The following is a 13,422-nucleotide window of genomic DNA, read 5'->3' as shown; positions in this document are numbered from 1 at the left end:
CTTCGCGACGGCGAATTCACGCCATGGCCAGCGGTTTGACCAACGGTACGGTGAAACGGAACACGCTGCCGACGCCCATTTCACTGGTCGCGCTCAATTCGCCCCCGTGGGCTTTGACAATGCCTTGGGAGATATACAGCCCCAATCCCGTACCGCTCGGGTTGCCTTCGCGGATTCGCCAGTAGCGCTCGAACACATGGGGCAATTGATCCGGGGCGATGCCCGGCCCCGAGTCGGCCACCCGGATGGCCACGTATTCGCCTTCCACATTGGCCGTGACGCTGATGGTGCCCTCCTTGGGGGTGAACTTGATCGCGTTACCCACCAGGTTCGACAACACCTGGTACATGCGCTCCGGATCCGCCAGGATCCTCAGGTCCGGCTCGCCAACGAACGTCAGGCTGACGAATTTATTCAGCGCCAAAGGCGTCAGCAGCGTCCAGGCGTCCTCGAAGAACTGACTCAACTCCAAGGGCTGAGCGTCAATGAGGTAACGACCCGCCTCGATCTTCGAGGTGTCGAGCAGGTCTTCCAGAAGAGAGGTCATGCGCGTGGTCGCCCGCTGCAGGGTGTCGATGGCCGAGTTCAGGCGTTTGGACGCGGGGCTGACATCGGCGGCGATGACCCGCTGCATCATTCCGCACTGCATGGTAATCACGGTCAAGGGGCTGCGCAGGTCGTGGGACACCACGGCCACCAGCTCATCCCGAGCACGGACGGCGTCTTGCTCGCGCTGCACTTGACGGGCCAGGTCCGATTCCAGCGCCGAGCGCCGCAAGTCCGTGGCCGCGTACACGTCGCCGACCGACCATAGTCGCGAGCTACCATCGACCTGCTGCTTCCAGACTTCAAATGACTCGCGAGGCTGCAGCCCGTTGGCCGCGCCTCCTTTGGCCTGCGTCGGGTTGCCGCTCCAGGCGACGGTCTCGTTGATTTCCGGGCGAAACCACATGACCGCGTTGTCCACCGGTTTGGGCAAGCTGAAGGCCAGCAAACCGCTGACGATGCGCTGGTACGCTTTCGCTTCAGGGAACAGCGTCCCAAGGCTTGACGTTTCGAACACCCCTGCCGGGCGCGATTGCTGCCAACGAAAGAGTGATTTGACCTGTTCGATCGAAGGGCACTGGCCGAACAAGTGAACGGCATCGTCGATGATGACGGCGCCGCCAGTGGCGTCGGCCAGCCCGATGAAGTCTTCGCCCCGCTCCACGAGGCCGTGATACACGTCGTCGCTGGCATTGGCCATTGACCGAGCCAACGAGACCAGCAGTTCGTCCTTGGCATGCCGTTCCCGCCGGGCCTGGCTGTCCTCCAGCGCACTGATCTGCATGGACAGCACCTGGCCAATGGTCTGGCACGCAGCGCGTATGGCGTGTGGAACTCGCAGCGGCTCACGGTTGCCACAACTGATCAACCCCCACAAGCGGTCGTCCTTGAGCAGTGAAATGCTCATCGAGGAGCGCACGCCCATGTTTTGCATGTACTGACAGTGCACTGGCGAAACGCTGCGCAGCACGGCATAACTCATGTCGAGTGGCTCGCCAGTGTCCGGCCGCAGCGCAGGCACCAGCGGCACAGGCACATAGCGTGCGTCAGGAATCACCCGCAACCAGTTCAGCCGATAGAGCTCACGGGCTTGCTCGGGAATGTCACTGGCAGGAAAAAAAAGTCCCTGATAGGCGTCGAGCTCGGCATTGGTGGTCTCCGCGACCACCTGGCCGTGGCCCTGATCTTCGAAACGGTAGATCAGCACGCGATCGTAGCCGGTCAGCGTCCGGACTTCATTGACGGTGATGTCATACAGGTCTGCGAGGCTTTTCGCGCCCTGAAGACGGCGCAAGGTGCGCATCAGATGGAAATCGACCGACGCGCCAGCGGGTAGATCAGCCGAGGGTTCAAGTTCGATGAACAACAGCCCGTCGTGCCGATGGAACAAGGCGTCGAGCGCACCCGCAGGCAGATTGACCAGAAATGGATTGAGATCGTCCAGCGATCGGCTCGACAACGCGTCCTGCAATAGCTGCGTCTGCGCCGCGCCCAACCAGTCGGACAAAGGCTGGCCCGGTTTGGCGGTCACACCCAGTATTTCGGAAGCATTGGCACTGGCCTGCTGCACCGTCCAGGACGACTCGTCGACGGTCAGCAGCACGCCGTGGGGTTGGATCGCACCCGGAATGCGGATGGGTTCGTCGGCGCACTGCTTGAGCAGCATGCTCATTTCTTGTTCGGTTACAGGCCTCATCGCAACACTCCTGCCCTCGCCAGCCATTGTTCGAAGCACGCGAACGTAGCGCACGCGGCTTGCACGACCTTTGGGTTGACGTCCGGATGATCGAGTTCGGCCAGCCGATCGAGAAACGCCTTCCACAACCGGCCGGTATCGCGGCCGTAAACATCGAGAAAAGCAGCGCCGTTCTCGGCCTCTATACCCAAACGCCCGAAGATGAGTCGGCGCAACACCTGCCCACCCAATGTGGCCCCCTCCATCACGTACTGGATACCAAACAGATGACCTACGTGGTCAAGCGGTGGCAGATCGGCACAGACAGGCAACCTGGAAATGTCAGCATCGCTCAGGCCCAGTGCATGCAAATCCCGAATGAGCGTCGCAACCTTCTCGCGCTCGGGCTCCCGAGCATCGGCGCCGAGAAATGCATCGATGCGAAGTTGCAGGGGCGCGTGAAAACCATAATAGGCTTCGAGGATGCGAACGTAGGTTTGGCGGTCTAGATCGGGATGGGTCAGCGGCAACCGCGCTTCCAGGGCTTTGTGTTGCACCGCCGTGGCGATACGCAGTTGCTGGAGGACGCTCACGGGCGGAGCACAGACAAGGGAGGATGAGAGGGGGTGGAGGGCTTCGACCAAGGGCGGGATGTCCAGGCTATGGGGGTAAACGTTCGAGTACGCAGACATCCGCAGGTTCAGCACCGGTTCACAGCAAATGGCTAACGCGCACACTAATGGAGGCCGCCCATCATGTAAACCTGTCCTTACAGACATGCTTGCGGCTACCGAAGCGACGCCGGATCGCTTTGCAGCATGGCACTGGCCTGGATACCGGCGAGGGTGTCTTCAAGCAGTGACACTCCATGGCCCAACCGCGCTGCCTTGTCCTGCTGGAGGGCTTGCTGCAGGGCACTGAGCAGGTTGCGCGTCTTGCTTGCGGCCGCAGGCGTCAGGGTTTCGCTCTCGAGACGCCCCATGACGTATTTCGACACTCGTGTGGACTGGCTGGCCGATTGCGTCAAGGACGCCTCTACCAATTGGCCTTTGTCATAGCCGATGCGGGCCCGACTGCTCGCAGAATCGTTGATTTCGTAATACAGGTAGTTTTGCGATTGGGGATCCTTGCTCAGGTCCAGTTTCTGACCAGCGGTCAGCGGCTTGTGATACGAGGCGACCAGATGCGACTGTTGATCCTGGACGAGGGTGCGGTTCAGTTGATCGCGGCCTTTGGCTTGGGTCCGTTGCGAAAGGTCGTAGGCGAAACTGTCCAGCTCATTGGGACGGGCGGGGTTACTGGCGGTGGTTCTTTCAGTGACCGAGGCGCTGAAATCCGCCAGCCCACTGAGCAGCGCATGGTCCGTATCCGTCAAAGCAACGCTGCTGACGGTTTGCGGTACGGTCGACTCGCGACTGCCCGGATAATGGCTGTGCAAGGTTTTGAAGGCATCCTGGAACATCGATAACAACTGCGGATCGCCATCGCCTCGCTTACGTGCGGCGTCGATCTGACCCAAATACTGGTTGAGCGCTTTGGCCTGCTGAGCGGCGCTGCCAATGATTGCCAGATTCTTCAGATCGACATTCAGGCTCAAGTCCCCTGTCGCGCCGCTCATGCGCACCGTTCGCTGGGTGTCGTCGGCCCGGAAAGCCAGCGTTTGCAGCGTGCCGTCATCCAGTTTGATGCGGGTGTCGAGTTGTACCGAGGCAAATACTGTGCTGTCGAAGCGGGTCAACGCGTCGAGCTTGAGCTGTGGTGGCTTGGCAGTCAGGCCATCGATCGCGGATTGGAAACCGTCGGCCATTTTGCCCAGCGCGAGCAATTCTTTATCGCTCAACTCCCCGCCGTCGATGTCGGCCTGCACGGCAAGACCCTGGTCAGTGCTGGTCAACGTGAGTTGCACTGTTTTACCGCTGGCCGTCTTCAACGTCAGGCTGATGCTGGTGTCCGCCGCGTCACTGTGCAATTTTTTCTGCGCGGCCGCGAGTGCCGCAGGCTCCAGCGCCGAGCCGGTCGTGGAACGGATCACCGACTGGGAAATGCCTTTACCCGTTTGCGCCAGTTGAGTGGTCAGCGAGGCGGCCAGCCCCTGGAATCGGCTGACCCCGTAGGTCGTGCTGAAATTGCCCTGCATCACCAGCGAAACCTTGTCTTGCTGGGTGTACTCCCAGGCCGGCGCCACATCGGGGTTGGCGATCGCACCCCGCGCGTCGTAAGTCTGCGCGGCAACGACACGCACCGTCTGCCCCAGCGTGACGAGAGACGATGGAGAATCCAGGATCGGCGCCGCAGGCGGCAGGCTGGCAGGCTGCGGCAGCGCCGGGCTGGCCGGTGCCAGCGACGGGGCGGCTGATACAGAAGAGATCGCGGTCATGGCAGCTCCGTGCTCGAAGAGATCGATGGGAATGTCCTGCCCGCTGTTTCGGCAGTAGACGGGACAACTTGAACGCTGGGTCAGCCCTCTGAGACGGCCCCCACCTTCAACGCCTGTGCGATCTCTTCGAGAATGGCGGGGTCATCGATCGTGGCCGGTGGCGCGTAGGCTTCTCCGTCTGCCAGCTTGCGCAACACCGCACGCAGCGTCTTGCCCGAGCGGGTCTTGGGCAGCCGCTTGACTACGGTCACCCGCCCAAAACAGGCGAGCGCACCGATCCGATCCCGCACCAACGCGACCAGTTCGCGGCAAACGCTTTCGACAGCCTGCTGCCCGCCGTCCTTGAGCACCACCAGTGCCAACGGGACTTGACCCTTGATGTCGTCATGCACTCCGATTACCGCACTCTCGGCTACGGCCGGGTGTTGCCCGACCAGGTCTTCCATTTCACCGGTGGACAGGCGATGGCCAGCCACATTGATGACGTCATCCGTGCGGCCCATGATGTGCACGAAACCCTGCTCATCGATGTAGCCTCCGTCACCGGTGTTGTAGTAGCCGGGAAATGGCTGCAGGTAGGCACTCACATACCGGCCATGATCACCCCACAGGGTCTGGCTGCACCCTGGCGGCAACGGCAAGGCAATCACGATGGCGCCCTGCTCGCCTGGCCCGAGCGATTGTCCGTCCTCGTTGCGCACCTCAACGGCATAGCCCGGCACCGCGCGGTTACTCGATCCCGGCGCGGGCGCATGCCCTCCCAGGCCAATGCAGGGCGCCGTTACAGGCCAGCCCGTTTCGGTCTGCCACCAGTGGTCGAGCACCGGCTTGCCGGTCATTCGCTCAAGCCATTCATGCGTGCTGGAGTCAAGTTTTTCTCCCGCCAGAAACAGCTGGCGCAGCGAGCTCAGGTCACGCCCTCGCAGCAGACGACCTTCCGGGTCCTCCTTGCGGATCGCGCGCATCGCGGTGGGCGCGCAGAACAGCGCATTGACGGCATACTGCTCCACCACGCGCCAATAGGCGCCGGCGTCAGGTGTTCGAATGGGCTTGCCCTCATAGAGGACCGTCGTGCAACCGGCCATCAATGGCCCGTACACCATCAGCGTGTGCCCGACCACCCAGCCGACATCGGAAATGCCCCACCAGACATCCCCCGCCTGCATGCCATACACCTGATTCATGGTGTAACGCATGGCCACCGCATGGCCGCCATTCTCTCGGACAATGCCCTTGGGTTTGCCCGTGGTGCCCGAGGTGTAGAGGATGTACAGCGGGTCAAGGCTCGACACCGGCACCGGCGCCACCGACTCGACACCCGCGAGCGCGTCCTGCCAGTCCAGATCGCGTCCTGCCTTCAACGGCGCCCGATGCTGGGGTCGCTGCCAGAGCAAGACCTGATCGGGAGCAAACCGGGCCAATTCCAGTGCCTTGTCCACCAAGGGCTGATACGGGATGACCCGGTCGAACTCCAGCCCACAGGACGCCGTCATCACCAGCCTGGGTTTCAAATCGTCGATGCGTATCGCCAGCTCATGGGGGGCGAAACCGCCGAACACCACCGAATGCACGGCGCCGATTCTCGCGCAGGCCAGCATGGCCATGGCGGCCTGGGGGATCATCGGCATGTAAATGATGACGCCATCGCCCTTCTCCACGCCCAGCGCGCGCAACAGCCGGGCCAAGCGCGCCACCTCGTCGCGCAACTCGCGGAACGTGAAACGGGCCTGCTGGCCGGTCACAGGCGAGTCATGGATCAACGCCAGCTGTTCGCCTCGCCCCTGTTCGATCTGATGATCCAGCGCGAGATGGCAGGTGTTGAGTTCACCGTCAGCGAACCAACGGTGGGTGCCATCGGGCAGAACCTGTAAAACCTGCTGCGGTAAGCGGAACCAGGCCACCTGCCGCGCCTGTTCGGCCCAGTAGGCTGCTGGCTCGGCGATGGAACGCTGATAGTGCTCGGCGTAATCTCCGCTGTTTCGGTCGTTCATCCGTGGGTCCCTGTGCTTGTTGTTATGAAGGGCGACAACACAGGAATGAAATTAGCAGAAGCCGATGGGGGTGCCACGTCGGGTCAGGTGGGGGCGGTTTCCTGATGACCACGCCTCAGCAAACCGCCCAGCGCCAGCAACGCCAGCAGCACCAGCACACCCCCGTAGACATTGGCAGTGGCAATCAAGCCCTCGGTCTTCACCGCCAAGCCGGCAATCAACGACGGCACACAGAAGGCCAGGTAACTGAGCACCAGAAAAGCCGACATCAGGCCAGCACGCTCGTGGGGTTGCGCCAGCGGCAGCAACAAGCGCAACGCCCCCAGAAAGCTCGCGCCGAAGCCGACACCGGCGACCACCACACCGCAGAAAAACAACCACAACCAGCCCAGATCGACCGCCACCAGCACCACGCAAACGCCGGCCGCGAGAAAGCTGCAGCCAACCAGCAGCGCCAGGCGGGGCGCACGCAAGCGCAGGTTGATGATCGAAATGGCACCGCTGATGGTCAACGCTGCCACCGCCAGACCGCCGTTGAGCACCGAAGTCGATCCAGTGGCAGCGGCGATCAGCGAAGGCGCGAGTGACAGGAAAAACCCTCCCAGCGCCCAGGCGGCGATGTCCGCCGGAAGCACCAGCATCAGCGTGGAACGCGCACGCGGTGGCACGGACAGCGCGGGCTTGAGGGTTTTCAGCACGCCGGATTGCGGGGTGACCGTTTCCTCTACGCGCCACAGGTACAGCAACTGACCGGCAAACGCTGCCAGCAGCAGCGCGTAAGCCAGCATCATCGGCAGCGGTGCGTACTGGACCAGGGCACTGGTGCCCAAGGCGCCGAGTGCCATACCGAACATCGGGGCAATGCTGTTGATCAAGGGGCCCTGGGCCTGAGAGGTGTCGAGCATCGCAGCGCCCAGCGCGCTGGTGGCGATCCCCGTGGCGACGCCTTGCAGCACCCGGGCAGCGATCAACCAGCTCATGTCGCGGGCACCGATGAACAACAGGAGCGAAAGGATCTCCAGCAGCAACGAGGCAAGGATGACAGGCCGCCGGCCCAGGTAATCCGAGAGTGAGCCGAACACCAATAATGTGGCCAGCAGGCTCAAGGCGTAGACCGCGAAAATCAGCGTCAACGAAGCAGCAGAAAACCCCCAGGCCTGTTGATACAGGTGATAAAGCGGGGTCGGTGCGCTGGAGGCGGCAAAGAAACACAGCATCACCAACGCGAAGTAAACCAAGTGGCCTCGACGGCGGCCATCCACTGATGGGTTCTGCAAATAGTCAGACACGCGTAAACTCTCCCGAAAAAGCACGCCACAAAAGCTATTAATTTGCGTTAAGAGTGTGCGAGCAGAACCCGCTTAAAGCAAACATTTTGTGTTAAGGTCCGCGCCAATGGCTATCAAAGAAGGCATTCGCACCGGGGGACGCAGTGCCCGGGTGCAAACATCGATCCATGCTGCCGTGCGCGATTTGCTGCAGGAACAGGAGCGCTCGGCCCTCAGCGTGCCGATGATCGCCGCCCGGGCAGGCGTCACGCCTTCCACCATCTACCGGCGCTGGGGCGACCTGACCTCGCTGCTGGCCGACGCCGCGGTGGAACGCTTGCGACCGGACGAACCTGTCGATTGTGGCAACCTTCGCGACGACTTGCGCACTTGGGTGGAGGTTTACCTGGAAGAAACCAACTCGGCGCCTGGCCGAGAAATGATGCGCGACGTGGTCGCCAGCAGCGCGACCCTGTGCTCCGGCAAATGCCTCAATATCGTGCGGGACCAGTTGCAGATCATCATCGATCGAGCGCAGGCGCGGGGTGAACGCAGCCCGTCTGCCGATGAGCTGATCGACGCGGTGGTCGCCCCCATGGTCTATCGCATTCTGTACGCCGAGTCAGCGCCTTCCCTGGAGCGGGTGCACCAGTTGCTGGATCGTTGTCTCGGTTGAGCGCGACGCTCGCCAAGCCGCTATGATGGCGGGCCAACGAACACCGGGTTTTTCTATGCACACTCTTGCAGACCTGCGCGCTGGCAAGCTGGCAGGCAGTAAACGGCTGGACCTCAGTTGCGACCTCACCACTTTCCCCGACGAGATCTTCAGCCTCAGCGACTCGCTGGAAGTGTTGAACCTGACGGGCAACCGCCTCACTGAACTGCCGGCCGACCTGCATCGTCTTCAGCACTTGAAAGTGCTGTTCTGTTCCAATAATCCCTTCACCGAACTGCCCGAGGCGCTGGGCCAGTGCCCGGAACTGTTCTTCGTCGGGTTCAAATCCTGCCGGATTGCCACGGTCTCCCCGCGGGCACTGCCGCCACGGCTGCGCTCGCTGGTGCTCACCGACAATTGCCTTGCTTCACTGCCCGACGAATTGGGGCAATTCCCGGCGCTGCAGAAGCTGATGCTCGCGGGCAATCGTTTGCAGGAGCTTCCCGAATCGCTGGTGGCATGTCAGCACTTGGAACTGGTCCGCATCGCCTCCAATCGCTTTCGGCAATTGCCGGCCTGGCTTCTGCGAATGCCTTCGCTGGCCTGGCTGGCGTTCTCTGGTAATCCGCTGACGGACATCCATCAGGACACGCCCATTCGGCAGATTCCGTGGGCAGAGTTGAGCCTGCAGCAGGTGCTGGGCGAAGGTGCGTCCGGGGTGATCCAGCAGGCTGAGTGGCGCCGCGACAACAGCCTGCAGAACGTTGCAGTCAAGCTCTACAAAGGTCAGCTCACGAGCGATGGCACGCCCCTGAACGAAATGGCGGCCTGCATCGCAGCCGGTCAGCACCCGAACCTGATCCCCGTTGAAGGGCAAGTGCTGGATCATCCGGAGCACACTCAAGCGCTGGTGATGCGATTGATTGCCACCCGATTCGCCACCCTCGCCCGGCCGCCGAGCCTGGCGACGTGCACTCGGGATGTGTACGAAGACATTCGGTTGAGCCCCTCCACCGTGCAACGCATTGCCCACGGCATCGCATCGGCGTGCGCCCACCTGCACGGCCGCGGCATCAACCACGGCGACCTCTACGCGCACAACGTCCTATGGGCCGAGCCAGGCGACAGCCTACTGGGCGATTTCGGAGCGGCCGCATTCTACCCGGACGCAGACACCGGTTTTTTGCTGCAGCGCATTGAGGTGCAGGCGTTCGGGATTCTTTTGGGGGAGTTGTTGGCGCTCTGCGACGGTCATCGGCCCGACACCGCCAGCCTTCGTGCGCTGCAGGCGCACTGCACGCAAGCGGACGTCGGCGGCCGCCCAGGGTTCGATGAGGTGGAGCGGCGACTGGCGATTTGACGCTGCATCAGCCGCTCCAAGCAGGAAGAAGCCCCGGTACGGGAGGCCGGGCTTGATCCCATGGCCCGCGAGGCGAAACCTCGCGGCATGCCCGCCACCGATAACGGAACTGCGACGTGTATCGATCCGTCGCCACCCGGCCCTCAGGGGCATGGCCCCATCAGGCCCTGAGCCAAACCCTCAGCCTGCCAGCCCGACATACACGTTTTGCACGTCGTCGTGACCGTCGATGGCTTCCAGAAATGCTTCGACCTCGGCCATCTGCTCATCGCTCAGCCCGGAGACCGGGTTCTTCGGGCGGTAACCGATCTTCGCCGCTTCGACGGTGAACCCCTGCTCTGGCAGTGCCTTGCACACTGCATCCAGGTCGGTGGTTTCGGTGTAGAACAGGGTCACGCCTTCATCGCCGGCTTCGACGTCCTGAGCACCCGCTTCGATCGCCGCTTCGTCGGGGTCGACGTCGGGGTTCGCCGCGACGGCCTCGATCATGCCCAGGTGATCGAAATCCCAGGACACCGAGCCTGCGGCTCCCAGTTGACCTTTGCGGAACAACACGCGGATTTCGGCGACGGTGCGGTTGACGTTGTCGGTCAGGCATTCGACGATGACCGGAACCTGATGGGGCGCAAAACCTTCGTAGGTCAGTTTCTCGAACTGAACCTGATCGCCGAGCAGACCTGCGCCCTTCTTGATCGCACGCTCCAGCGTGTCACGGGGCATGGAGGCCTTTTTGGCCTGCTCGACCACCAGGCGCAGGCGAGCGTTCATGTCCGGGTCGGCACCGGCGCGAGCGGCGATCATGATTTCCTTGGACAGCTTGCCGAAAATCTTGCCTTTGGCGTTGGCTGCTGCTTCTTTGTGTTTGACCTTCCACTGTGCGCCCATGATTGCTCTCTTGTTCCGATGGCGATTGACCTTCAACCCACGCCTCGGTGTGGGGTGCCGGGCGGGAGAAGGTCATGCTGAAAAAAGGTGATCGATAACGATGCGCCATGGCTGAGTCATGGCGCCCGCCGCATTTTATACGCGATGGCGGCAGATGAAACCCCTGACAGGCGACTGCCGATCAAACTGTCTACGTTAAGTTTCTAGGAAAGTGCCAACTCAACACCCGGAATAGATAGATCGGATCTGTAGGCAGTTTCCGAAAATTAAGAAGTTAAACTTTTATCCTGCCGGTTTCCGTACCCTCTGCACCTTGAATTTTCAGGGTGATTCCGTAAATGCGCGAAAACTCGCACCTGACGTTGACCTTGGTCATCGCCGACAGCCAGCAGAATTTCCACGTCATCGGGGTCAACGGCCACGAGCGTTTGAATGCGCCCTTCCGATTCGAGATCGACCTCATCAGCCCGGAGCGTCCTCTGGCACAGGCCTCGATGCTGCATCGCAGTGCTTACCTGAGCATGGGCAACACGGGAGACACGCTCCACGGCATTCATGGCCGGGTACACGCCCTCACGCCTCTTTATTTCGGTCAGGACGCCAACCTTTATCGGTTGACCTTGGTGCCCGCCCTGCAACAGCTCGACGGTGCACGCCACAAACGCACCTATCACGGGATGAGCGTGCTCGATATCCTCCATCAGGTCCTGCAGCGCTACGCTTTGCTCGACTGCAACGTATGCTTCGACCGGATGGTCGGCACCTATCCGCCGCGTGCGCAATGCACGCAATACGAAGAGAACGATCTGCATTTCATCAGTCGACTGTGCGAGGAGGAAGGCATCACCTTCCGCTTCGAGCACGCCCCGCACAGCCATGCACTGGTGTTCTCCGACGACCCCATGAGCTTTTCGGAGTGGCCCCGTGCAGCTTCGGTCGACCACCTCAGCGAACGACTGTCGGCACGGCATTGCTACAGCAGTCATTCGGGGGAGCATTACGTGCCTCCTACCTCAGCCTTGGTTCACGACGCCTTTGCCGACAACCAGGCGCTGTGGATCGCCTACGGCGAAGAGGCTGGCGCTGCGCGATGTGCGCAGACACAGCGCCGAGCATTGGAGCGGCTGCGTTGCGAGCGGCAAGACATCGTTGGGCGCAGCACTCAGCCATGGTTACGCTGCGGGCAGATCATGCGGATCGAAGACCAACCGGAGCCGCGCTTCAACGACCATTGGTTGCCGACGGAAGTCAGGCACACCGCCTGGCAGTTGAACCCGTTGCGTAACTGCAGGGCAGGCGACGTCATTCAGATACTACAGGCGATAGCATGTCACGACGCGAACCCGGGTGGCGTGGCGCGCCTGCTTGCCCCTGCGCCCGATGACGGCAGGCCGCCGACCGAGCACTATGAAAACCATTTTCAGGTCATTCCCTGGTCGATGCCGTTTCGTCCTCCACTGCGGCACCCCAAACCTCGGAGCACCGGTTGGGAAAAAGCCAGGCGCCTGGCCGGCCCGGCCGACCGTACGGGCCGCATTCCCATCCGCTTCGACTGGGAGGACGAAGAAGCCCCGCCAGGCGGAGGGGCACGCGTCACCAGCGAACTCGGAACTCACCATGAAAGCGCCTGCCTGAAGGTCGGTTTTTTCGACGGCGACCCTGACCAACCGGTCATTTGCGGTGTTTATGAGAATCTACCAACGCAGCAGGGTCGCCACGACCCGCGCCCCGACCTCCCGACACCTCTGCAATTCGAGAGCCTGAACCCCTTGAGGCTGACGGGTGCGCGCGCCACGCTCGAAGTGCACGACGAGGAAATCCGCTACCTCCCCCACGCGCTGCCCACCCAGGACGCGCCGCTCGATTTCAGCGATGTTTGAACCGGGGTTCACGTTTTTCGATGAACGCGGCCATACCCTCCTTTTGATCTTCGCTGGCGAAGGCGGCATGAAAGACACGGCGCTCGAAGCGAATCCCTTCCGCCAGACCGACCTCGAAAGCGCGATTGACGCTCTCCTTGACCATCATGGCGACCGGTAGCGATTTGGCCGCTATGCTTTCGGCCACCTTCAGCGCCTCTTCAAGTAACTGCGCCTGCGGGACGATACGTGCGACAAGCCCCGAGCGCTCTGCCTCCTGCGCGTCGATCATGCGTCCCGTCAGGCACATTTCCATGGCCTTGGCCTTGCCCACCGCGCGGGTCAAGCGCTGGGTGCCGCCCATGCCCGGCAGAACGCCAAGCTTGATTTCCGGCTGCCCGAAGCGCGCAGAATCGGCCGCAAGAATGAAATCGCACATCAGCGCCAGTTCGCAGCCGCCGCCCAGGGCGAAGCCTGAAACGGCGGCGATCATCGGTTTACGTCGGCTGGCGACTCGGTCACTGTCGCTGAACAGGTCATCGAGGTAGATCTGCGGGTAATTCAGCTCGGCCATTTCTTTGATATCGGCACCTGCTGCGAACGCTTTGGAAGAGCCTGTCAGCACGATGCAACCAATCTGCGGGTCCTGCTCCAAGGCGTCGAGCGCGTGATTGAGCTCGCGAATCAGTACCGAGTTCAGCGCGTTCAACGCATCCGGACGGTTGAGGGTGATCAGCGCAACGCGACCTTTAACTTCGTTGAGGATTGTCGTGTAACTCATTGAAAGTATTCCTTTATTCTATCTA

Annotated in this window: 10 protein-coding genes; 3 read left to right on the top strand and 7 right to left on the bottom strand. The window is 61.8% G+C overall.

All coding sequences use genetic code 11. The features are described from left to right. Window positions 1-16: 16 nt before the first annotated feature. From N5D61_RS15695 to N5D61_RS15675, 5 genes are all read right to left on the bottom strand, one after another. Entirely contained in the window at window positions 17-2,242 is a 2,226-nt protein-coding gene (locus tag N5D61_RS15695; RefSeq protein ID WP_279893460.1) for an ATP-binding protein, read from the bottom strand. After that, window positions 2,239-2,913, bottom strand: coding sequence for a biliverdin-producing heme oxygenase (locus N5D61_RS15690; RefSeq protein ID WP_279893459.1), 675 nt, complete (start codon window positions 2,911-2,913; stop codon window positions 2,239-2,241). The genes N5D61_RS15695 and N5D61_RS15690 overlap by 4 nt, the downstream gene beginning before the upstream one ends. A 95-nt stretch (window positions 2,914-3,008) precedes the next feature. Then, the gene (locus N5D61_RS15685; protein ID WP_279893458.1) at window positions 3,009-4,598 is read right to left on the bottom strand and encodes a lactate dehydrogenase; all 1,590 of its coding nucleotides are present in this window, start codon (window positions 4,596-4,598) and stop codon (window positions 3,009-3,011) included. Between the two features lie 80 nt (window positions 4,599-4,678). Then, on the bottom strand, window positions 4,679-6,589 hold the full coding sequence (locus N5D61_RS15680) for a propionyl-CoA synthetase (RefSeq protein WP_279893457.1): 1,911 nt from the start codon (window positions 6,587-6,589) through the stop codon (window positions 4,679-4,681). A gap of 83 nt (window positions 6,590-6,672) precedes the next feature. Continuing rightward, window positions 6,673-7,851 (bottom strand): MFS transporter, encoded by a 1,179-nt coding sequence (locus N5D61_RS15675; RefSeq protein ID WP_279893535.1) that lies wholly within the window; start codon window positions 7,849-7,851, stop codon window positions 6,673-6,675. 133 nt (window positions 7,852-7,984) lie between these two features. Between N5D61_RS15675 and N5D61_RS15670 the strand changes: the two genes are divergently transcribed. Beyond that, window positions 7,985-8,533, top strand: a complete 549-nt coding sequence (locus N5D61_RS15670) for a TetR/AcrR family transcriptional regulator (RefSeq protein WP_108240363.1) — start codon at window positions 7,985-7,987, stop codon at window positions 8,531-8,533. A 55-nt stretch (window positions 8,534-8,588) separates the two neighbouring features. Then, the gene (locus N5D61_RS15665) at window positions 8,589-9,872 is read left to right on the top strand and encodes a leucine-rich repeat-containing protein kinase family protein (RefSeq protein ID WP_279893456.1); all 1,284 of its coding nucleotides are present in this window, start codon (window positions 8,589-8,591) and stop codon (window positions 9,870-9,872) included. 180 nt (window positions 9,873-10,052) lie between these two features. Here the strand turns inward: N5D61_RS15665 and N5D61_RS15660 are convergent, their stop codons facing one another. Continuing rightward, a complete protein-coding gene (locus N5D61_RS15660) occupies window positions 10,053-10,757 on the bottom strand; it encodes a YebC/PmpR family DNA-binding transcriptional regulator (RefSeq protein ID WP_108240365.1) in 705 nt (234 codons plus the stop codon). Window positions 10,758-11,095: 338 nt separating this feature from the next. Here N5D61_RS15660 and tssI point away from each other — a divergent pair, with 338 nt between their 5' ends. Further along, the gene (tssI, locus tag N5D61_RS15655; RefSeq protein ID WP_279893455.1) at window positions 11,096-12,637 is read left to right on the top strand and encodes a type VI secretion system tip protein TssI/VgrG; all 1,542 of its coding nucleotides are present in this window, start codon (window positions 11,096-11,098) and stop codon (window positions 12,635-12,637) included. Here the strand turns inward: tssI and N5D61_RS15650 are convergent. Further along, window positions 12,624-13,397 carry an enoyl-CoA hydratase gene (locus N5D61_RS15650; RefSeq protein WP_279893454.1) on the bottom strand — a complete coding sequence of 258 codons (774 nt, stop codon included), beginning with the start codon at window positions 13,395-13,397 and terminating at the stop codon, window positions 12,624-12,626. The genes tssI and N5D61_RS15650 overlap by 14 nt on opposite strands. Window positions 13,398-13,422 lie beyond the last annotated feature (25 nt).

This window comes from Pseudomonas sp. GD03842 (assembly GCF_029841165.1).
Classification (GTDB): domain Bacteria; phylum Pseudomonadota; class Gammaproteobacteria; order Pseudomonadales; family Pseudomonadaceae; genus Aquipseudomonas.
Note: the sequence above shows the minus strand (reverse complement) of the source record. Positions and strands in the feature narration are given on the sequence as shown.